Source organism: Lachnoclostridium sp. An169, from assembly GCF_002160525.1.
Lineage (GTDB): Bacteria > Bacillota > Clostridia > Lachnospirales > Lachnospiraceae > Mediterraneibacter > Mediterraneibacter cottocaccae.
Genome location: NZ_NFKT01000003.1, coordinates 37,842 through 59,647, shown reverse-complemented (window position 1 = coordinate 59,647; position 21,806 = coordinate 37,842). Strand labels below are relative to the sequence as shown.

The window sequence follows — 21,806 nt, the reverse complement described above, 5'->3', positions numbered from 1 at the left end:
ATTTTCCCTGGAGAACTCGTACTGCGCTTCCTTCTCCTGGAGAAGCTGGTTGAACATCTTCCTCTCGTTCTGGAGCACAACCGCCTCATAGACATAGTACAGAATAATCATCATGCTCAGGCTGATCAGCAGCATGACAAGCACACAGAAATGGCGGACGATAAAAAAGATGTTCGCGTAAATATCCTCCGTCTGCAGAGGGAGGACGATAAACTCACAGACCACCTTGGCAGCGGAAGTAATCACCGTATGAAAAAGATAGATCAGGAAAAAGATCAGCGTTGTCCGTCCTTTTTTCTGATAAAGTCCGCTGTCATCCCTCTGCATCCTGACAGCAGCCAGCCGGTACCCGATAAAATAGAGCGGAACGTATATCGCCAGCGCAATCAGAATATAGAGCGCCGTGTGACGCTCCGGCAGATCCGGATACAGGTTCATGACTACATGATAGCGGAGAATCGTCGTCACAACCGACTCCAGAGCGGCCCCGAGCAGTCCGTGGAACAGGGCGCTGCACAGATTCATTTCAAAGCAGAACATGAGTACCAGCGCCGGCACGAAGCTCATAATCCCCCAGTAAGGGGCTGTCGTGTACCAGGTCATCCCGTGTTCGGCCAGATAAGTCTGGATCGGCAGAAACAGAAGCGCCGCTCCAAGGCAGACCACATAGCTTCCCGCCACACGGAGCGCAAAGTGACTCCGCTTCGGCGCCGCGTGGATGCCGAACAAAAACACACTGACCAGAGCTCCCGTAATGTAGCGGAACTGGTCGAGTACTGACAAAAAATCCATGATTCCCTCACTCCTGACTCTATCCTCTGATGTATCTCAGATATTCCTGCATAAATTTCTCTTTATAGCTCCTGCCGACAGGAAGCACGTCCCCGCCGACTTCCGCCTCCCCGGTACGGATCTCCTCCACATATGCCATATTCACCAGATAGGACTTGTGAATCCGGCAGAAATCATAGGGGGCAAGCTCCGCCTCGTGAACCTTCATGCTCCCCCTCACTTTAAAGCAGCCTTCCTTTGTGTGGTACATCAGATAATGAGAGAGCACTTCCACGTACCAGATATCCGAGACCCTGACCTTCCTCGTCCCATCCACCGTCTCAAGGGCAAATGTCCGGTCTCTTCGCTGGGCCGCCTTGCTGACCGCCTTCTGGAACTTCATGGAAAAATCATAGTAGCCCACAGGCTTGATGATATAGTCCACCGCCTCCACCTCGTAGCCGTTGATGGCATACTGCGCCATATTGGTCACGAACAGAATCACCACATTCTCATCCTTTTTCCGGATCTCCCTGGCAGTGTCCAGCCCGCTCCTCCCTCTCGTCATCGATCACTGCAACCCGCATCTTTTTCTCCCTGTCCTGGAAAATATTTTCTCTGAATTTCCTGTATTTTTCTCTGATTTTTCACTATTTATAAACGATTATACCTGACCCGCCACTTTATTGCAAATTATTCTTCCCTTTAGCATGACAGCGTGGTATAATAGCAAAGCTTGTGTTAAAAAGTTGTTAAAAAAATATGATTGAAAGGAATGAAAAGGAAAATGAACAACAACAAAAACGAATTCAAGCCGTATATTCCGGCGGACAGAATCGTCCCGGAATTTACAGTCACATCCATCCTGATCGGAATCATTCTCGCGGTCGTATTCGGTGCAGCCAACGCCTACATCGGACTGATCGTCGGTATGACGATCTCGGCATCCATCCCGGCTGCCGTTATCTCCATGGGCATCATCCGTGTCCTGCTCCGCAGAGATTCCATTCTGGAAAACAACATGGTGCAGACCATCGGTTCCGCCGGTGAATCTGTTGCCGCAGGAGCGATCTTCACGCTCCCGGCCCTGTTTATCTGGGCAGAAGAGGGAAAGATTGATTTCCCGAGTATCATGACAATCTTCCTTGTAGCTCTCTTCGGAGGTATCCTGGGCGTATGCTTCATGGTTCCTCTCCGTCAGGCACTGATCGTGGAAGAACACGGAACGCTGCCGTTCCCGGAGGGAACTGCATGTGCGGAAGTCCTTCTCGCAGGCGAGCAGGGCGGAAGCAAAGCCGGATCCGTATTCGCCGGCCTTGGAATCTCCGCAGCGTATAAGTTCATCGCAGACGGACTGAAGTTCTTCCCCAGCGAGATCGGATATGCATTCAAAGGCTTCGCCGGCTCCCAGATCGGGATCCAGGTACTCCCGTCTCTTGCAGGCGTGGGCTTTATCTGCGGTCCGAAGATCGCAAGCTACATGCTTGCCGGCGGTACTTTAAGCTGGTTCGTGCTCATGCCGATGATCGCGCTCTTCGGCGGGGATCAGATTTTATTCCCTGCCAGCAAGCCGATCAGCGAACTTACACCGGATCTGCTCTGGACCAACTATATCAAATACATCGGCGCAGGAGCTGTGGCTGCAGGCGGTATCATCAGCCTGATCAAGAGCTTCCCGCTGATCGTACGCACCTTCAAACAGGCAATGGCGAGCATGTCCAGAAACCATGCGCAGAAGAAAGTCCTGCGTACAGAACAGGATCTTCCCATGCCGATTCTGCTCGTCATCGCGCTTGTAATCGCAGTTGCGATCTGGCTTCTCCCGGTATTCCCGGTGAACCCGCTTGGCGCACTGATCGTGGTAGTGTTCGGTTTCTTCTTTGCCACCGTGTCCTCCCGTATGGTCGGACTGATCGGATCCTCCAATAACCCGGTATCCGGTATGGCAATCGCAACACTGATTATCGCCACACTTCTTCTGAAGGCAACCGGGACAACCGGAACAACCGGAATGGTAGGCGCCATCGCCATCGGCGGTATCATCTGCATCATCGCAGCCATCGCCGGAGATACTTCACAGGACTTAAAGACCGGATTTATCGTAGGCGCAACACCGAAGAAACAGCAGCTCGGAGAGATGATCGGAGTGGTCGCTTCCTCCATTGCCATCGGATTCGTTCTCTACCTGCTTAACGCAGCCTGGGAGTACGGTTCAGACAAGCTTCCGGCAGCACAGGCAACCATGATGAAAATGCTTGTTGAAGGTATCATGAACGCGGAACTTCCCTGGGCTATGATCCTGATCGGCGTCTTTATCGCCATCGCAGTTGAGATCCTGAAGATTCCGGTTATGCCGTTTGCAGTAGGTCTTTACCTTCCGTTCAGCTTAAGCGCAGGTATCATGGCAGGCGGTATCATCCGCTTCATCGTGGACCGCATCAAGGGAAGCGATGAGGAGAAGAAGGCACGCGCAGACCGCGGTACACTCTTTACTTCCGGTCTTATCGCCGGAGAGGGTATCGTGGGCATCATCCTGGCAATCCTTGCGGTAGCCGGAGTGGACGATGCAGTCGGTTCCTTCCTGCCCTTCAAACTTCCGCAGATCGGAAGCCTGATCATCTTCCTGATCCTGCTCTTCGGTATCTATAAAGTGTGCATGAAGAAAGAGAAGAACAAATAGCATAAAGATTAAAGAAAGGAAAACAGGAGTGACAATGCCGATGAAAAAGAAAGAAAGCCGGAACTATCTTGACTATGTGCCGGTAAGGAACCCGGAAATTGAATATGAGACAGGGGACGACGGCATCGTCATCCTGTATGTGGAGTGGAAAGGATTCTACCACCGGATCGCGCAGCGATTCTTCCACAGACCCAGGGTGAGCGACATCACCATGGATGCATACGGAAGCTTCGTCTGGGGGGGCATTGACGGGAAAAAGGATGTACACGCCCTCTCGCAGGAGCTGGACAGCCGTTTTCCCGGCATGGAGAAATCCCTCTCCCGCCTGATCAAATTTCTGGAGATCATGCATGACAATCACCTGATCTTCTGGAAGGGGGAGAAACAGAAATAATGCTGCAGACCATTCTCCACTATATTCCTTACGTACTTCTCTTCGCCGTGGCGGTGGCGTTCATCTACGGATGGGGGCTCTGGCGCACGGCGAGGCAGAAGCAGGATCTGGCGAATCTCTTAAGTTCAAAAGGAATCGCCCGGATCCGGAAAGCGCTCCGCAAAAACGGAGCCATGACAGAAGAAGAGCTGAAAAGCGTGGTCGCAGGTCTGACGGCAAAACAGCCTTTCAGCAAAGAGACCATCGGCGTGACCGACCCGGAGAAATTTCTCCGCTCTCTTCTCCCCTATATGAAACGGCAGAAAATGATCACAGAGGAGACGGAAAAGGGACGGACGGTATATCGCCTGAGACGCTAGGGAAAAGCGCTCCGGCAGACACGCCACAGAAAAAGAACCGGAACCCCTCCGTGCAACACGGTCTGAGGTTTCCGGTTCTTTTTCTTTTTATGGATCTGTATTTTCGATCTGTATTTTCAGAGATCTGCGGGTCTGTCATTATCACAGTCTTCCAAGGATCTCCTTTCGCTTCTGCTCGTACTCCTCTTCCGTGATCCTGCCGGACTCATAGAGGGACTTTGCCGCATTCAGCCGTTCTTCTATCTCTGTTTTCAGGCTTTCTGTTTTTTCTTCACTGATTCCCGGATCTTCCCCATCCTCTATGACGATCTCATGGGAAGGTACTCCCCGGTCCGAAAATGCGTTGATTCCGTTGATGATCGTGATAATCAGCGCAAAGACTGTCCATATAATTCCAAACATTCCGAATGTCGGAATTACCACAAACACACCGATCAGGCAGAAAAGTACTCCTGCCGCCATCCCTGCCTTGGACTGGGTTTTCCCCGGTTTCACCCTGATATTCTTTGACATTTCCGCATATCCTCCTTTCATCCGCTGTTTCTCAACATCTCACCGATCTCCGGCATGCCAGGTTATTGGTTCACCTGGCATGCCGGGTCCTTACTCCGCCAGGCGGGCAAGGATATCTTTCAGGAATTCATAGAACCGCTCTGAGGAGTCCAGAGGCAGGTACTCATCCGGAGTATGGCACTCCAGGATCGTCGGTCCCACCGCGATGGCGTCAAGCCCTGGGATCGCGTCGGAGAAGAGTCCGCACTCCAGTCCCGCATGGATCGCCTCGATCTTCAGCTCCTCACCGAAGAGCTCCCGGTAGCTTTCCTGACAGATCTCACGGATCCGGGATTCCTCTTTGTAGCTCCATCCCGGGTATTCCCCGCTGCACTCCATGGCAAATCCGAAGGTATCCGCCAGAGTCCTGAGCCTCGTCCGCATCTCCTCCTGGAGGGAAGCCACGGAGGAACGCGGGGAGAATACGATCAGGAGGCGGTCCTCCTCTGCCTTTACGATACCCAGATTCGAGGAAGTCACAACGAATCCTTCCATCTTCATGTTTCTTCTCTGAACCCCGTTGGGCGCAAGGTACACTGCTGTCACAAGGTTGCGCGCGTCCTCCTCTGAGAGCGCCGCTGCCTCCCGGTTCTCTTCCACTGCGATCTCACAGGAGAAATCCGGCTCATAGGGCGTAATCTCATCTGCAAATGTCTCCGCCAGACTGCAGGCAAGCGCCTCTGCCTTCTTCGCCTCTTCCGCATCCGTATAGATCAGGGACGCCTCACACTCTCTCGGAATCGCGTTGTCCTTATTTCCGCCCGCAAATGTGACCAGTCTTCCATCTGTCTCCGTGAGAAGCCGGTTCAGCATCCGCGCCATCAGGATATTGCCGTTCTGGCGCTCTTTGGAGATATCTGTCCCGGAGTGACCTCCCTGCAGTCCTTCCACTGTAATCTGCAGCATGGTTCCGGATACCGTCTCACGCTGCACTTTCTTTGTCAGCTCCACATGCATCCCGCCTGCGCAGCTTACTGTGGCAACTCCTTCCGTCTCGGAATCCATATTTACCATAATCCGGGCGCTGATCTGGGATTTGTCCAGGGCAGCCGCGCCATTGAGCCCGATCTCCTCCTGGGTGGTAAACACGCACTCCACAGGCGGATGGGCCAGCGTATCATCATCCAGAACCGTCAGCATCAGAGCCACGGCAATTCCATTGTCCGCGCCAAGAGTAGTGCCGTTTGCCGTAAGGTTGCCGTCCTTCACAACCAGGTCCAGACCGTCTTTCTCAAAGTCGTGCTCCACGCCTGCACGTTTCTCGCACACCATATCTGTATGCCCCTGGAGCATTACCGCCGGCTTGTCCTCCGCGCCTTTGCTTCCGGCTTTCTTGATGATCACATTGTACATATCATCCCGGTAGTGCCAAAGACCTCTCTCCTCCGCGAATTTCACCAGGTAATCACTGATCCCTTTCTCATTCGCCGATCCCCGAGGCACTGCGCTGATCTCCTCAAAAAAGTGAAATAATTTTTCCGGCTTATAACCGGTAATTCTGTAATCCATAGTCATCCTACTTTCTGTAATCTTATTTTTCCGGCACGGCTGCGCCGGAAACGATCCTTAAATGATTATAGCAGATTTCCGTCCTTCTGACACCTGTTCCGGCTAATCTTTCTTCTTTTCCCGAAAAAAACTCCATGTTTTTCTTGACACATCCTCCCATATAGACTAGAATATTCGGTGCAGAAGAATTGAATATCCGTCATTTCGGTAGGTGAGGTTACCACAGGGATTGGGTTTATCCCGAAGATTGCTGCCGCGAGATTGTGGAGACACAAAGAGCTGGTCAGCAGGCTGCGTCGAGAAGGCGCAACCTAATGCAATTGATATGCCCTGTGATGCTAAAGCTTGGACGATTTGTACAGAACCGTTTTCGGGAAATATTATGAAACAGAGTGCGGCTCCGTCATTGTTCAGGCATTGACGGAGTTTTTGTTTATAAAAAAGGAGGTGAGGTTATGGACTCTGGCGCCAGTTGTCACTTGTGCGGCTTAAAGAAAGAAAATTGCATAAAGAGAGGTATTTATCATGAACAGAGATATTTTTGTAAAACTCCTGCAGCAGCGTCAGTTCAAAGCTGTCAGGAGCATTCTGGATGTAATGAACGAAGTGGACATAGCCTCACTTCTCTCGGAACTTGAAGACAAGGAGCTTGCCCTTGCCTTCCGTCTGATCCCCAAGGACAAGGCTGCAGAAGTGTTCGCCAATATGGATTCTTCCATGCAGAGCAGTCTGGTGGAGATCTTCACGGAAAAAGAGCTGAAAGAGCTGCTCGATGACCTGTACATGGATGACACCGTGGATATCCTCGAGGAACTGCCTGCCAATCTGGTCAGCCGTATCCTGGACGCCGTATCCCCGGATGCGAGAGTCAAGATCAACGAGCTTCTCAACTATCCGGACGACAGCGCCGGAAGCATCATGACCACGGAGTATGTGGATCTGCGCCAGACTATGACAGTTGCCCAGTCCATGGCGCACATTAAGAAAACCGGCATCCATAAGGAGACCATCTACACCTGCTATGTCACAGAGCGCAGGAAACTGATCGGAACCGTCTCCGCCAAGGAACTGATGACCGAGGACGATGATATGCTGATCCGGGATCTCATGGAGACGAAGATCATCTCCGTGCGCACCCACACGGATAAGGAAGACGTGGCACAGCTCTTCCGCAAATATGACCTGATCGCCATCCCGGTTCTCGACGAGGACGATCTGCTGGTGGGAATCGTCACCTTCGACGACGCCATGGATGTCATGGTCGAGGAGGCGACGGAGGACATCACAAAGATGGCTGCCATCAACCCCAGCGAGAAGCCCTATTTTGCCACCTCCGTGTTCGCTCACGCGAAAAACCGGATTCCCTGGCTTCTGATCCTGATGTTTACATCCATCATTACCGGAAATATTATAACCAAATATGAGAATGCATTTGCAGCCATTCCCCTTCTTGTGGCGTTCATCCCCATGCTGATGGACACCGGAGGAAACTGCGGCTCCCAGAGTTCCACGCTGATCATCCGGGGGATCGCACTGGGCGAGATCCGGTTCCGGGATATTTTCCGCGTTATTTTCAAGGAATTCCGCATTTCCCTGATCGTCGGACTGGTCCTCTCGGCTGCCAACGGGGTCCGCATCCTGATCCAGTACCGGAATGCCGAACTGGCACTGGTCATCATGCTCTCCCTGATCTTTACTGTCATCATCTCAAAGATGATCGGCTGTATCCTGCCCCTGCTCGCAAAACGCGCGGGACTGGACCCGGCTATCATGGCTTCGCCCCTGATCACAACGCTGGTCGATATCTGCTCGATCCTGATCTATTTCAACGTGGCGACCGTGCTGTTCCATCTTTGAAATACACCGGCCGTATGTGCTGTCCCGGCTTCCGATATACGGACAGCTCCGTGCGGCCGGATAACAAAAAAGAACCCGCCCAGGCTGGTTCTTTTTTGATACATTCTATTTCTTATTCGATTACCTTGATCCAGCCTTCCGGCGCCTCGATGTGTCCCATCTGGATACCGGTCAGAGTATCGTACAGCTTCTGGATCGTCGGTCCCATCTTCTCCATTCCGCTCGGGAAGCAGATCTCCTCGCCGTGGTTTACGACTTTTCCAACCGGAGAGATCACTGCCGCTGTTCCGCACAGTCCGCACTCTGCGAAGTCTTTCACTTCATCGAAGTATACTTCTCTCTCCTCAACCTCGAGTCCGAGATAATGCTCCGCCACATACATCAGAGATCTTCTTGTGATAGACGGAAGGATCGTCTTTGATTTTGGTGTGACGATCTTGTTGTCCTTTGTCACAAAGAGGAAGTTGGCTCCGCCTGTCTCCTCAACCTTGGTTCTGGTCGCAGAATCAAGATACATATTCTCATCGAATCCGTTCTTATGTGCTGTCACAATTGCATGCAGGCTCATGGCATAGTTCAAACCAGCCTTGATGTGTCCTGTTCCGTGCGGCGCCGCACGGTCAAAGTCCGAAACACAGATTGTAATCGGCTTTACGCCGCCCTTGAAGTACGGTCCCACCGGTGTGGTAAATACACGGAACTGATACTCGTCAGCCGGCTTCACACCGATTACCGGGTTGATGCCGAACATGTACGGTCTGATATAAAGTGTCGCTCCTGAGCCGTACGGCGGTACGTAAGCCGCGTTTGCCTTTACGGTCTGGACAACCGCATCTACAAAGCGGTCCTCCGGAAATACCGGCATCTCCAGGCGTTTCGCCGAATCTACCATACGGGCTGCATTCAGGTCCGGACGGAAAGTTACAATGTGTCCGTCTTCCGTCGTATATGCCTTCATGCCCTCAAATACAGTCTGGGCATACTGAAGAACTCCCGCGCACTCGTTCATCACGATATTCGGGTCATCGATCAGCGCGCCGTCATCCCATTTCCCGTCCTTGTAATTAGAGACGTACCTTTTATCGGTCTGCACATAGCCAAACCCCAGGTTCGCCCAGTCAATGTTCTTCTTCTCCATTGTAAATTCCTCCATTCCCCGCTGCTTCACACAGTTCGTCAAAATCATTACGGAGACATTATAATACGATCATTAAGAAAAATCAAGAGTGCGCTCGGTTTTTTACGGGGGATGATATCCCGGGTGCTTATTTTTCCCCATACCTGATTTCAGGCTGTACTGTTTCATGTTGTCACGAAGGCCCGTAGTGGAACGCCGGCCCTTGGGCTGCGTCTTTTGCAGCCTTAGTGCCGCTGCGTTCCACTCCCGAGCGAAAGCGTGGCCGCCGGGACAATATGGAACAGTACAGACGGACGGTTGGCAGATGTGTGAAAAGTAAGGCGCCGGGCTATCTCTCCATCATACTTATGGACTCGATTCCCACGCTTCCGCCCCGGACCACCTCTATGGTCCTGAACTCTTCTTTCATCAGTTTCACCACCGCGTCATTCTTCGTGGCCGTCTGCACGAACTCCACCAGGACGCTGTCCCTGCCGTAGTCGATCACCTTTGCCTTGAAAGTCTCGGCGATCTGGAACACTTCCACCTTGTCTGCAGCGCTGCAGTTGAACACCTTGATGTAGAGAATTTCCTTCATCCTCACAAAAATATCGGTGAAGTCGATGACCTTGATGACCTCGATCATGCGGTTGAGCTGTTTCTTGATCTGCTCAAAGGTCTCGTCATCGCTGACTGTGGCAATCGTCATCCTGGAGACGGTGGGATCCTCGGTTGTCCCCACCGTCAGGCTGTCCAGATTATAAGATTTTGCGGAAAAGAGGCCGGAAATCTTGGAGAGAACACCAACCTGATTTTCAACATACAGTGAGATCCATCTTTTTTTCATATTATTATCCATATTCTCTGTTACCTCCAATCACGTTGTCCCGGACTAGCAGTCCATAATCATCTCTTCCAGAGTTCCGCCGGGCTTGATCATCGGGTAGACCATCTCTTCCGGATCGATGATGAACTCGATCAGCGTCGGCACCTTTGTATTTTTCTTCGCCTCTTCAAATGCAGCTGCGATCTCTTCCTTCTTCGTCACGCGGATTCCCTTTGCCCCGTAACTCTCCGCCAGTTTTACAAAATCCGGTGTATACTCAGGCATCTCCTCCCCATTGGTCCTGCGGTAAAGCGCTCCTGCGCGCATATTCGTCATGCCGTAGCGTTTTCCGTAGAAGAGCTTCTGCCACTGGCGCACCATTCCAAGATACTCATTGTTGAACACGCAGAGGATCAGAGGCAGCTCCTCCAGCACAGCAGTGGCAAATTCCTGAATATTCATCTGCATGCCGCCGTCTCCTGAGATGGCGATCACGGTTTTATCCGGATTCCCGAGTTTCGCGCCGATCGCTGCCGGGAACCCGTATCCCATGGTTCCAAGGCCGCCGGAGGTCACCAGCTGCTTCTTCGGGGTGATCTCCGCATACTGGGTGACAAACATCTGGTGCTGTCCCACGTCCGTAGTGATAATCGCGTCGTCGAACTGGCGGTTCATCTCCTCGATAATGTCCATGGGGCTCATATTTCCCCGGCTGCGCATGGTAAGCGGATGTTCTTCCTTCCACGCCCGGATCTGCGCAAGCCATTCCTCCGTCTCACAGGGCTCCACATACTCGTTCATCTTCGTCACCGCCTCAAGGGCATCCGCCACAATCGGCACATCCACATGGATATTTCTGGAAATGGAAGCGGTATCGATATCGATGTGAACGATCTCCGCCTTCGGGGCAAATGCATGGAGCTTTCCGGTGATCCGGTCATTGAATCTCGTTCCGATGGAGAAGAGCAGATCGCACTCGCTCACCGCCATGTTAGCCGCGTACTGGCCGTGCATTCCGAGATTTCCTATAAACAGCGGATGGTTCGTCGGCACCGCCCCGCGTCCCATGATCGTGGTGACAACCGGCACGTTCGTCTTTTCCACCACTTCCGTAAACACGGCGTTCGCCCGGGCGATATTCACGCCTCCACCTGCAAGGAACAGCGGTCTTTTCGCCTTTTTCAGCATTTTCAGGGCACGCTTCAACTGTCCCATATGTACGCTGGTATTGGGCTTGTAACCGCGGATATTTACCGAATCCGGATATTCTGCGCTTCCCAGCTCTCCCATCACGTCTTTTGGAAGATCGATAAGCACCGGTCCCGGTCTGCCGGTTCTGGCGATGTAGAAGGCTTCCTTGATGATCCTTCCCAGATCCTTGCGGTCGCGTACCGTCACTCCGTATTTTGTGATGCTCCTTGTGATGCCCACGATATCGACTTCCTGGAAGGCATCGTTTCCGATCAGGTGCCTTGCCACCTGCCCGGTAAAGCAGACAAGGGGAACACTGTCATAGTTCGCCGTCGCCAGTCCGGTGACAAGGTTCGTCGCTCCCGGACCGCTTGTCACCAGGCAGACGCCCACCTTTCCCGTTGTCCGTGCATAGGCGTCCGCCTCATGGACAAGCGCCTGCTCATGTCTGGGAAGAATGACCCGGATATCGTTCTGTTTGTACAGCTCGTCGCTGATATCAATGGTACAGGCTCCCGGATATCCGAAAATAGTATCCACTCCTTCCTCTTTCAATGCTCTTACCAGCAATTTGTTTCCTGTAATCTGTCTCACTTTGCTACCTCCTTTTTTAGAAAAGAAAAGCCCCAAGCATCTTCTGCAAATGCTTAGGGCGAATCTGTCATCCGTGTTACCACCTAAATTCAGAGAAATCCTCTCTGCGCTCTGCCGGTACGGGACTCTGGTCTGCTGTCCGATACCGCTTCCCTGTAACGCGGGAAAAACGTTGAGCCCTACTAATGCGCCGGCGGCGCCGTTTGGGTCCACTGCTCGAAGGCTACTTCCATGACCCCCTCACGAAGATTTCCACCATCCATCTTCTCTCTGGGCTTTGGCAGGCCATGTACTCCTCCCTGTCACTGCATTTCTGATATCCTGTAAATATTATGGGTAAAAAATTTAAATTCATTATAGTGTGTATTTTTATCTTTGTCAATCCTGTTTTCTTGATCTTTTTTAAGCAAGACGCAGAGCCAGCAGGTAGACAGAGAGATAATAGAGAATCAGCACGGCGGCTCCCCGCACTTTACTTCTCTTTCTTCCGAGGCGGTTGATTCCGAGGAGAATGTCTGAGACGAGGAAGAACACGCCTCCTGCTATCGGGATCAGTCCTGCTGCATTTCCTGTCTCCAGGATGCGCACGGTGCCGGAAACGACGGCAGCGGAACACATGACGCTGAGGATAAGGATATACAGGACCGCAGGCACAAGCAGCTTCTTCAGATGGGGAATGTATTTACGCAGGAAGAAAGCTGCAAGGAAAACGGACAGTAGAAAGCATACCCCCAGAAGCAGGGAAATCTCCGTCTGCGTGGGAATTTCTGCCCCGTAGGAATATATGCCCGCAGTTTTCCCTGCATATTCCTCTGCATATTTTTCCGCATATTTTCCCGCAGCAGAAACCTCTCCGCCCAGAACAAATCCCGCGGTCATACAGATATGTCCGGCGCTGAAGCAGACCGCGCCCCAGACAAACTTACATTCCAGGAGCACATCCGCCGCCATGTAAAAGACCAGAGCGGCAAGGGTACAGATATAAGCATACAGCATTTCTCCGGTATTTCCGTCAGCTGCAGCTGTTCCCATGTTTCCGACGACGATTCCCGTTCCCGGGAACAGCTTAGAAAAGCTGCAGACAAGCAGAAGCACGGGCATAAACGTGGCTGCTGCCTTGCAGAACAGCGCCGCTCTCCTGTTCTTTTTCTTTCTCAGAAAATAAAATGTTCCAAATACTGCCATGAACGGAATGACCGCTATCGCCATAATCTCCTCCCGACTTCTACCGCCATGTTTTCCTCCTGATCACACCTGCCAGAGAATAGAGAATCAATGCTGCAATATTCGCCATCACCACGCTGGCCCCCGCCGGAGTCGCGCAGTAATACGACAGGGCAATCCCCGCCGCCAGACACACCACCGAGATCACCGCCGAATGGATCACCACACTGCGGAAGGTGGTACACACACGCATGGATGTAAGCGCCGGGAAGATAATCAGGCTGGAGATCAGCAGCGTCCCCATCATCCGCATTCCCAGAACAATCGTCACCGCCGTCAGCACGGCAATCAGTGTGTTGTACAGATCCGCCTTCACCCCTGTGGCCTGAGCAAAGGTCTCGTCAAAGGTAATGGCAAATATTTTGTTGTAAAAGAAAATATAAAGGATCAGGACAACCGCCGCCAGAGCAACGCTCAGGCGGACATCCTCCGCGCTCATCGCCAGGATACTGCCGAACATGTAATTGTACACATCCGTGTTCATCCCTGTGGTGAGCGAGATCACCATCACGCCCACGGCAAGAGAGGACGTGGAGATCAGGGCGATGGCCGCATCCCCCTTGATCCTGCTGTTTCCCCGGATACGCAGAAGAAGGATGGCAGCCACAATCACCACCGGAATGGCAACCGTCAGGGGTGCCGCATTGAGCGCCGCCGCCACCGCCAGCGCGCCGAATCCCACATGGGAGAGGCCGTCCCCGATCATGGAGTACCGCTTCAGCACAAGGCTGACCCCCAGAAGCGCCGAACACAGCGCCACAAGCGCCCCGACAATGAATGCCCGCACCATAAAGGGATAGGAAAACATCTCAATCACCGACTCAAACATGCTGCTCACCTCCCAGAAACGTCCGTCCCACGCGGCTGTGCTCATACTCCTTTGCCGTCCCGAAGAACAGCGCCGTCTCCTGCAGATGCAGGATGTGGCTGGCATACTGAACCGCGCTCTCAATATCGTGGGAAACCATCACCACTGCGATACCGGATTCCCGGTTGATCTTCCGGATCAGCTGGTAGAACTCCGCCGTGACAATGGGATCCAGTCCGGTCACCGGCTCATCCAGCAGAAGCAGTGTCTTCGTAGCGCACAGTGCCCGCGCCAGCAGGACTCTCTGCTTCTGACCGCCCGAGAGATCCCGGAAACACTGGCGCGCCAGATCCCGGATACCAAGCATATCCATCTTCTCCCACGCCTGCTTTTTGTCTGCCTGGGTATAGAACGGGCGGATTCCCCGGCTGTTCAGACGACCGGAGAGCACCACCTCATACACGCTGGCAGGAAAATCCTTCTGGGAATCCGTCTGCTGGGGAAGGTAGCCGATCTCGTTCTGCCGCAGACCGTCCCCGTAGAGGATTCTGCCCTTCTCCACAGATTTCAGTCCAAGGAGACTTTTCACAAGAGTGCTCTTTCCAGAGCCATTTTCCCCCACAATACACAGATAATCCCCCGAATGTATCTCAAAATTCAGGTTTCTGACCACAGTCTGGCCTTCATACCCGATGGATACATTTTCACATTTGATCAGAGCCATCAGTTCAGAACCTCCTTCAGCGTCTCTACATTCTGTTCCATCATCGTCAGGTAGCTCTCACCGTTCTCAAACTGCTCTGCCGAGAGATTGTGACAGCTGTAAAATACTCTGACTTCCGTTCCTGTCGTCTCTGCAACCGCGTTGGCTATATCCGCATTGCTCAGCTCCATCTTCAGCACGGCAGGGACGTTCTCCTCTTTTACTTTGTCAATGAGAAACACCATGGTCGCGGCGCTGGGCTCCGTGTCGGAGGCGCACCCCGGGAATGCCGCATAGTAGTCCAGTCCGTACTCATCCGCAAAATACCGGAACGGGAAACGATCCCCGAAAATCAGGAGACTGCGCTCTGCATGTTCCACCACGTCCCGGAACTCCCCGTCCAGATCCATCAGCTTCTCCGTATATTCCGCCGCGTTCTCTTCATAAATGTCTGAGTGTCTGGGATCAGCTTCTTCGAGAAGCCCCGCAATCTCATCCACAATCGCCGCGGCATTGACCGGAGATGTCCAGACATGTTCGTCGATCTCATGGACCGAGTGGACATCTTCCTCTTCTTCCCCGTCCTCTTCTTCCCCGTCATGGGAGTGCCCGCCCACAGACTCTTTCATGCCCTCCACATGCTCCTCCTCCACCGTGTCCACACAGTCAATAAGGCGGAGCGTGCGCATATCGCTTGCGGGCATGGACTCCAGGATATCTTCCACCCAGACGTCATTTTCTCCGCCTACATAGATAAAGATATCACAGTTCTGTATGGCGATGATATCCCGGGGAGTGGGTTCGTAGGAATGGGATTCCTCACCGGGTTTGAGAAGCATCTGAAGATCCACCTCATCCCCGGCAATCTCCCGCACAAAATCATACTGGGGGAAAATTGTCGTCACCACACGGATCTTCCCGTCCTCCGCGCCGTCTCCGGAAGAGGCTGTATCCTTCCCGCTGTCTGCTGCCGGCTGACAGCCCGCTGTCACAACAGCCGCCAGAAGCGCCATAACCAGGATCTTCGCGCCTGCAGAAGCCTCCCGGCAGCCGTTACGCCTCTTACGCCTTTCTTCTCTCATATTTCGTAAAAGTAAATTCCAAATCAAAACAGGTCTGCTCCTCGCTTTCCTCTGTCATCTCCCACTCATCCATCTCATCGAGATTCGGGAAGAAGGTATCCGCCTGAAAAGCCCGGTCGATCTTTGTCACCAGAACCGTGTCACAGTACGGAAGCATCATGCGGTATACACTTTCTCCTCCGATAACGTAAATATCGTCGGAATTATATTTCTCCAGTTCCCTGAGCAGTTCATCCTCCGTGTGGACAATCACAGCGTCCTTCACACTGTAGTTTGGGTTCCCGGTGAGCACAATATTCGTGCGGTTTTTAAGAGGAAGCCCATTCGGGAAACTTTCCAGTGTCTTTCGTCCCATAACTACAACTTTTCCGGTAGTTGTCTGTCTGAAAAACTTCATGTCAGACGGGATGCTCACAAGCAGCCTGTTGTTTAATCCGATACCCCAGTTTCTGTCTGCGGACAGTATTGCCTTCATAATGTTTCTCCTCCCAGTTTTTATACAGCCACAGGAATATTTTTAATCTGCGGATGTGTCTCATAATTTTCCAGTGTCACATCGTCCGGTGTGAAGTCGTAGAAATCCTTCACATCCGGATTCAGGTGAAATACCGGCGCCGGAAGCGGCTCGCGGGAAATCAGTTCCTCCACCATCGGCACATGGCGGTCGTAAATATGGGCGTCCGCAATCACATGCACAAACTCTCCCGCCTTCATGCCGCACACCTGTGCCAGCATATGAATCAGCACCGCATACTGGCACACATTCCAGTTGTTCGCCGTGAGCACGTCCTGGGAACGCTGGTTCAGGATCCCGTTAAGCGTCAGGACGTCGCTGTCTTTTTCTTTGGTCACATTAAATGTCATACTGTAGGCGCAGGGATAGAGATTCATCTCATGGAGATCCTGATGCACATAGATGTTCGTCAGAATCCGCCGGCTGTACGGATTATTCTTCAGGTCATAGATCACCCGGTCCACCTGATCCATCATGCCCTCTTTATACTGATGCTTCACTCCCATCTGATAGCCGTATGCCTTGCCGATGGAGCCGTTCTCATCCGCCCAACTGTCCCAGATATGGCTTTTAAGCTCATGGACGTTGTTGGACTTCTTCTGCCAGATCCACAGCATCTCGTCCACACAGCTCTTGATCGCCGTCCTGCGCAGTGTCAGGGCAGGGAACTCTTTTGAAAGGTCATACCGGTTCACAACCCCGAATTTCTTAATCGTGTAGGCAGAAGTGCCGTCCTCCCACACCGGACGGACCTTCTCTCCCTCTGTACTGGTGCCGTTGTCAAGAATATCCCGGCACATATCGATAAACACTCTGTCAGCGTAACTCATTTTTCTCTTCCTTCCTGTCTCATACTTCCTGTTTCACATATTTTCACCATCACCGGATCACAGTCACGGATCTGCAATATTGTAGAGCAGTTTCTCCAGATTCTTCCGCAGCGCCTCCGTCTCCCGCTTCGTCATGCCCCGGGTCAGCTCCCGGTCCATCTTTCTGCGGTCCGTCTCCATGCGTTTCTGGATATCGTATGCTTTTTCCGTGAGGTAAATATTTTTCTTTCTCCGGTCCTCCGCGTTCGGGACGCACAGCACATAGCCCTTCTCATCCAGCCGTTTGAGTATCCCGGTGACAGTCGGATTCTTCAGATTCAGATGGCGCTCCACATCTCTCTGGCTCACCTCTTCCTTGCTTGTGTGGAAAAGATAGTCCAGCACCGCACACTGGGATGAAGTAATCCCGATTCTTTTCAGCTTCTCATTCAAATCTTTCTCGTATACATTGTTGATCTGTTTGATCAGAAACCCAAGCGGGCGGCTCCTTCTCTCCATCCGTTTCCTCCTGTTCCTCCTGCTGTCTTCTTCATCAGTCTTTCATATATACCCGGATCACGCTGCTGATCTCATGGACACATTCCATCGCCCGCAGCTCGTCCAGGGCATCCTGCATATGGTACTCTTTCACTTTCTCCGTCACTATGACAAGTTCCGCGCGCTCCGGTACAGCGTGCTGCTGCACAACCCGCTCGATGCTCACCTTGTGCTCTCCGAACACCCGGGCGATCGCCGCCAGGACGCCGGACTGGTTCGCCACCTGCATGCGGATGAAAAACTTGTTGCGCACATCCCCGAAATTCCGAATCGGGATCTCTTTGTAGCAGGTACAGCTGATTCTTCCCGTACAGCCGTACTGCAGATTTCTCACCACATCGATCACATCGCCGACCACCGCGCTGGCTGTGGGCATCTCTCCGGCGCCTCTTCCGTAGAACATGGCATCGTCTACCGCGTCTCCGTGAAGGAACACCGCGTTGAATGAATCCCGCACCGGCGCAAGGGGATGATCCTTCGCGATCATCATCGGATAGACTCCCGCCATAATGCCCTCCTTCGTATGCCTTGCCACGCCGAGCAGCTTGATTACACTGTCAAACTCCTCCGCATAGGCGATGTCCCGGGACGTAATCTGCGTAATCCCCTCGATATGCACATCGGAAAACACCACTCTCGAGTGAAATGCCAGAGAAGCCATGATCGCCACCTTGCGCCCTGCATCCAGCCCTTCGATGTCCGCCGTGGGATCAGCCTCCGCATATCCCAGTTCCTGAGCCTTTTTCAGGGCGTCCTTAAACTCCATACCGTCCTCTGTCATCTTTGTCAGAATATAGTTGGTCGTCCCGTTCACAATTCCCAGAACCGCTGTGATGTCATTTGCCGCAAGGCACTGCTTCAGGGGACGTATGATCGGTATGCCGCCTGCCACTGCAGCCTCGAAAAGGAAATCTCTGCCGTACTTCCGGGCATCGTCCAGAAGAATGCCGCCATCTTCTGCAATCAGATCCTTATTTGCAGAGACTACATTCTTCCCCGCTTTGAGAGCCTCCCGGATAATCGTGCGCGCAGGCTCGATGCCGCCCATCACCTCTATAACAATCTGAATCTCATCGTCGTCAACGATCTCATGCCAGTCATCTGTCAGAAGGGCAGGATCAATCCCCTCCCGTTTCTTTGCCATATTGTGAACAAGGATTCTGCTGACCTCAATCTGCGCCCCTGCCGTCTGTTCCATCACATCCGCGCGCATTTTCAGGAGCTTCCATACTCCCGTTCCCACTGTTCCAAGACCTAAGAGACCAACTTTTACCGTCTTCATGTATTTCCTCCTTCTACGTACCTTGACACCATACAGATATCTTTTTTATCCCCCTCTTTGCATTACATTAGAGTATACCATGATTTCCAGACCGGCGAAAGACCTGCCGGGAAAAATACCTGTCGAAAAAAAATAGCCGTTGAGATAATTCCCATACCTATCAGGCAACTATCCCAACAGCTACTCCGCTGCAATAAAAAAAGCGACAGACGGGGTTCGAACCCGCGACCCCGACCTTGGCAAGGTCGTACTCTACCAGCTGAGCCACTGTCGCATTTTTCTGTGTTCCGCTGACCGGAACAATAGATACTATACTATACCATCAAATAAATGTCAACACTTTTTTCAAATTTTTTTATTTAAAATTTTTCACCCGTTTTTTCATGGCCCGCGGGGACTCTCCGAACTCCTTTTTAAACAGTCTGCTGAAATATCCCGGATCGTCAAATCCCGTCAGAGAGGCTATCTCGGTAAATGAACTGTCTGTCTCAAGGAGAAGCTTCTCCGCCTGCGACAGCCGGTATTTTCTCAGATATTCTATGGGCGTCATCCCCCTGCCTGCCCGGAAGCAGCGGATCGCCTCGTTCTTCCCGATATTTCCCGCTTCCGCAATATCCCCCAGACTGATCCGGTCCATAAAATGTTCCCGGATGAATACCGTCATTTTCTTCAGCCTTGTCTCTGTGAGCATATTCGCTGTCCCCCGTGCTGTACAGACCATATCTCCCCGGTTGAGGAAAAGGATGCCCCACAGCCGGCACAATCCGGACTGCACCAGAATCTCCCAGGCATCCGCCCGGTCGCGGCAGATCCGGAAAATCTCCCTGAGCTGCCCACTCAGCTCTCTCTCATACTCCCGTTCCCCGCGGATCAGCATGCAGGAGTACGGATTTTCCAGAAACGGCAGGACATATTTCTGATACACAACGCCCGACTCCTGAGCGATAAATTCTGCCGGAAACACAATATTCGGTGCAATACAGGAAGCACAGGCCCGAAAACTGTGCATCACGCCTGAATTGATAAACACAGCCTCTCCCTCCTGCAGTATGTATTCTTCCTCGCCGATACGGATCTGCGCCTTTCCGCGCTCGATCAGCATAAATTCAAATTCCCGGTGCCAGTGCCAACCGATTTCGTGATCCCGGTATTTGTAGATATCTTCATAATAATAATCAATTCTGCTGTTCCCCGCGCCCGGACGGTTTCTCTCCATCATCGCATCATCTGTGACTACATCCGTAAGCTGCATTCTTCCACACCTCCCCGAGTGATATATTACCAGTTTTCAGTGATATTGTACAAGTAATATGAAAGAAAATTTTATATTATGTGTTTCAGTTGTTATTTTTCACTTTATCACGGAGGCAGAATATATTATGAACGAATCCTGTTCAGGGAACAGATCCCTACCCAAAAAAGAATCTTATACAAAGACCGTAGCCGCCTGCTACACGGGATATGTGGTGCAGGCAATCGTAAACAATTTTGTGCCGCTTCTGTTTCTGACGTTTCAGAGTACATACGGCATTTCCATGGGCAGAATTACCCTGCTCATCACCGTGAACTTTATGATTCAGCTCGCCATCGATTTCCTATCCGCAGGATTTATCGACAGAATCGGCTACCGGGCATCCGTAATCATCGCCCACGCACTTGCCGCGGCGGGACTCGCCAGCCTGACCGTTCTTCCGGACCTCATGCCCGATCCATACTTCGGCCTGCTTCTGGCGGTCACACTCTACGCGGTAGGCGGAGGACTTCTGGAAGTGCTGTTAAGCCCCATTGTGGAAGCCCTTCCCACAAAAAACAAGGAGAAAACCATGAGCCTGCTGCACTCTTTCTACTGCTGGGGCCATGTTGCCGTGGTTCTGATCTCCACTATATTCTTTGCAATTTTCGGCATAGAAAACTGGAAAGTCATGGCGCTTCTGTGGGCTCTTGTCCCCGCCTTCAATCTGGTGGCATTTATCCGTGTGCCCCTCTGTTCTCTGGTCGAAGCCGAGGAGGAAGGTATCTCCCTTACCGGACTGGTAAAAATACCGGCATTCTGGATTCTCATGGTGATCATGATGTGTGCGGGCGCCAGCGAACAGGCGGTGAGCCAGTGGGCGTCCACCTTTGCCGAACAGGGACTTGGCGTAACGAAATCCATCGGCGATCTCGCCGGACCGATGTTTTTTGCCATATGTATGGGGACTTCCCGGCTGCTCTACGGTCTGTATGGAGAAATGCTTGACCTGCGCCGCGCCATGATCGGAAGCGGACTGCTCTGTATCATCTCCTACTGCCTGATCTCCCTTTCCCCGCTTCCTGCCTTAAGCCTCCTGGGCTGCGGCATCTGCGGTTTTTCCGTGGGGATCATGTGGCCCGGAGCTTTCAGTATCGCCGCCGCCCTTCTGAAAGGAGGAGGCACTGCCCTCTTCGCATTCCTCGCCCTGGCAGGCGACCTGGGCTGTTCCGGCGGTCCCACCTTTGTCGGGCTGATCGCGGACAGCGTATCCGGCGGCCTGAAAACCGGTATTCTCTGCGCCCTTGTCTTCCCGCTGCTTTTAATGGCGGGAGTCGTGCTGATCCGCAAGATGAAAAACTCTTGATAAAAGGATGAAAAGCGCCTGATAAAATCCCCGTTGTCAGAGACGGGGATTTATACTATACTGAAAGCATACAAAATACAGAAGGAGAATCACTACTATGAAATTTATATATCCCGCAGTTTTCAGGAAACAGGAAGAGGGAGGCTACCGTGCTTTTTTTCCGGATCTGGAGCAGTGCGAAGCCATCGGCGAGACACTGGAGGACGCCATCGAAAACGCCAATGAGGCGGCAAGAAACTGGATCTCCGTGGAACTTGAGGAGGAGGATCCTTTCCTGCCCTATGTGTCCGATATCGAAGATATTGAGACCGAAGAAGGAGATATTGTGAGAAATATCTCCGTGAACATCCGTTTCTATGAAGGATGGGATGAATAAAAA

At 52.3% G+C, this 21,806-nt stretch carries 21 protein-coding genes, 1 tRNA gene, 1 riboswitch and 1 other annotated feature; of the genes, 6 read left to right on the top strand and 16 right to left on the bottom strand.

Features of this window, described 5'->3' with window-relative positions:
* Positions 1-811: 811 nt before the first annotated feature.
* Positions 812-1,339 carry a LytR/AlgR family response regulator transcription factor gene (locus B5F07_RS03175; RefSeq protein ID WP_087159834.1) on the bottom strand — a complete coding sequence of 176 codons (528 nt, stop codon included), beginning with the start codon at positions 1,337-1,339 and terminating at the stop codon, positions 812-814.
* A 219-nt stretch (positions 1,340-1,558) separates the two neighbouring features.
* On the opposite strand from B5F07_RS03175, the gene B5F07_RS03170 reads away from it, so the two are divergent.
* Genes B5F07_RS03170 through B5F07_RS03160 form a run of 3 tightly spaced genes read left to right on the top strand, consistent with a single transcriptional unit; the run spans position 1,559 to position 4,204 of the window.
* Complete coding sequence (locus tag B5F07_RS03170) at positions 1,559-3,451, top strand: OPT family oligopeptide transporter (protein ID WP_087159833.1); 1,893 nt, start codon at positions 1,559-1,561, stop codon at positions 3,449-3,451.
* Positions 3,452-3,491: 40 nt separating this feature from the next.
* Complete coding sequence (locus B5F07_RS03165; RefSeq protein WP_191403776.1) at positions 3,492-3,845, top strand: PqqD family protein; 354 nt, start codon at positions 3,492-3,494, stop codon at positions 3,843-3,845.
* Positions 3,845-4,204 carry a hypothetical protein gene (locus B5F07_RS03160; protein WP_204248807.1) on the top strand — a complete coding sequence of 120 codons (360 nt, stop codon included), beginning with the start codon at positions 3,845-3,847 and terminating at the stop codon, positions 4,202-4,204. Before B5F07_RS03165 ends, B5F07_RS03160 begins: the two co-directional genes overlap by 1 nt.
* A 141-nt stretch (positions 4,205-4,345) precedes the next feature.
* Here B5F07_RS03160 and B5F07_RS03155 read toward each other — a convergent pair whose 3' ends face one another.
* Together B5F07_RS03155 and B5F07_RS03150 are read right to left on the bottom strand one after the other, a co-directional pair.
* Positions 4,346-4,717, bottom strand: a complete 372-nt coding sequence (locus tag B5F07_RS03155) for an SHOCT domain-containing protein (protein ID WP_087159831.1) — start codon at positions 4,715-4,717, stop codon at positions 4,346-4,348.
* A gap of 90 nt (positions 4,718-4,807) precedes the next feature.
* Positions 4,808-6,265, bottom strand: coding sequence for an aminoacyl-histidine dipeptidase (locus B5F07_RS03150; RefSeq protein ID WP_087159830.1), 1,458 nt, complete (start codon positions 6,263-6,265; stop codon positions 4,808-4,810).
* Between the two features lie 196 nt (positions 6,266-6,461).
* A riboswitch (M-box (ykoK) riboswitch) is annotated at positions 6,462-6,631 on the top strand.
* A 159-nt stretch (positions 6,632-6,790) separates the two neighbouring features.
* Here B5F07_RS03150 and mgtE point away from each other — a divergent pair.
* Complete coding sequence (gene mgtE, locus B5F07_RS03145; RefSeq protein WP_087159829.1) at positions 6,791-8,122, top strand: magnesium transporter; 1,332 nt, start codon at positions 6,791-6,793, stop codon at positions 8,120-8,122.
* Between the two features lie 112 nt (positions 8,123-8,234).
* Here mgtE and B5F07_RS03140 read toward each other — a convergent pair whose 3' ends face one another.
* The 13 genes from B5F07_RS03140 to B5F07_RS03080 form a co-directional block, all read right to left on the bottom strand.
* The gene (locus B5F07_RS03140; protein WP_087159828.1) at positions 8,235-9,275 is read right to left on the bottom strand and encodes a branched-chain amino acid aminotransferase; all 1,041 of its coding nucleotides are present in this window, start codon (positions 9,273-9,275) and stop codon (positions 8,235-8,237) included.
* Between the two features lie 313 nt (positions 9,276-9,588).
* A complete protein-coding gene (gene ilvN, locus B5F07_RS03135; protein WP_087159827.1) occupies positions 9,589-10,098 on the bottom strand; it encodes an acetolactate synthase small subunit in 510 nt (169 codons plus the stop codon).
* A gap of 33 nt (positions 10,099-10,131) precedes the next feature.
* Entirely contained in the window at positions 10,132-11,850 is a 1,719-nt protein-coding gene (gene ilvB / locus B5F07_RS03130) for a biosynthetic-type acetolactate synthase large subunit (RefSeq protein WP_087159826.1), read from the bottom strand.
* 51 nt (positions 11,851-11,901) lie between these two features.
* Positions 11,902-12,165: a binding site (T-box leader), on the bottom strand.
* A gap of 87 nt (positions 12,166-12,252) precedes the next feature.
* Entirely contained in the window at positions 12,253-13,059 is an 807-nt protein-coding gene (locus B5F07_RS03125; RefSeq protein WP_087159825.1) for a lysoplasmalogenase family protein, read from the bottom strand.
* Positions 13,060-13,075: 16 nt separating this feature from the next.
* Positions 13,076-13,903, bottom strand: a complete 828-nt coding sequence (locus tag B5F07_RS03120; protein WP_087159824.1) for a metal ABC transporter permease — start codon at positions 13,901-13,903, stop codon at positions 13,076-13,078.
* Positions 13,896-14,606 carry a metal ABC transporter ATP-binding protein gene (locus B5F07_RS03115; protein WP_087159823.1) on the bottom strand — a complete coding sequence of 237 codons (711 nt, stop codon included), beginning with the start codon at positions 14,604-14,606 and terminating at the stop codon, positions 13,896-13,898. Before B5F07_RS03115 ends, B5F07_RS03120 begins: the two co-directional genes overlap by 8 nt.
* Positions 14,606-15,694, bottom strand: coding sequence for a metal ABC transporter substrate-binding protein (locus tag B5F07_RS03110; RefSeq protein WP_242972414.1), 1,089 nt, complete (start codon positions 15,692-15,694; stop codon positions 14,606-14,608). The genes B5F07_RS03115 and B5F07_RS03110 overlap by 1 nt, the downstream gene beginning before the upstream one ends.
* Complete coding sequence (locus B5F07_RS03105; RefSeq protein WP_087159821.1) at positions 15,648-16,142, bottom strand: dihydrofolate reductase; 495 nt, start codon at positions 16,140-16,142, stop codon at positions 15,648-15,650. Before B5F07_RS03105 ends, B5F07_RS03110 begins: the two co-directional genes overlap by 47 nt.
* A gap of 20 nt (positions 16,143-16,162) precedes the next feature.
* Positions 16,163-17,011, bottom strand: a complete 849-nt coding sequence (thyA, locus tag B5F07_RS03100) for a thymidylate synthase (RefSeq protein ID WP_087159820.1) — start codon at positions 17,009-17,011, stop codon at positions 16,163-16,165.
* Positions 17,012-17,074: 63 nt separating this feature from the next.
* Positions 17,075-17,509: a MarR family winged helix-turn-helix transcriptional regulator gene (locus tag B5F07_RS03095; protein ID WP_087159819.1), complete on the bottom strand. Its 435-nt coding sequence runs from the start codon at positions 17,507-17,509 to the stop codon at positions 17,075-17,077.
* A 34-nt stretch (positions 17,510-17,543) separates the two neighbouring features.
* Positions 17,544-18,830: a homoserine dehydrogenase gene (locus tag B5F07_RS03090; RefSeq protein ID WP_087159818.1), complete on the bottom strand. Its 1,287-nt coding sequence runs from the start codon at positions 18,828-18,830 to the stop codon at positions 17,544-17,546.
* A 201-nt stretch (positions 18,831-19,031) separates the two neighbouring features.
* Positions 19,032-19,104, bottom strand: a tRNA-Gly gene (locus tag B5F07_RS03085).
* A gap of 81 nt (positions 19,105-19,185) precedes the next feature.
* A complete protein-coding gene (locus B5F07_RS03080; RefSeq protein ID WP_087159817.1) occupies positions 19,186-20,082 on the bottom strand; it encodes a helix-turn-helix transcriptional regulator in 897 nt (298 codons plus the stop codon).
* Between the two features lie 127 nt (positions 20,083-20,209).
* Between B5F07_RS03080 and B5F07_RS03075 the strand changes: the two genes are divergently transcribed.
* Together B5F07_RS03075 and B5F07_RS03070 are read left to right on the top strand one after the other, a co-directional pair.
* A complete protein-coding gene (locus B5F07_RS03075) occupies positions 20,210-21,427 on the top strand; it encodes an MFS transporter (RefSeq protein ID WP_087159816.1) in 1,218 nt (405 codons plus the stop codon).
* A gap of 97 nt (positions 21,428-21,524) precedes the next feature.
* Positions 21,525-21,803, top strand: coding sequence for a type II toxin-antitoxin system HicB family antitoxin (locus tag B5F07_RS03070; RefSeq protein WP_087159815.1), 279 nt, complete (start codon positions 21,525-21,527; stop codon positions 21,801-21,803).
* Positions 21,804-21,806 lie beyond the last annotated feature (3 nt).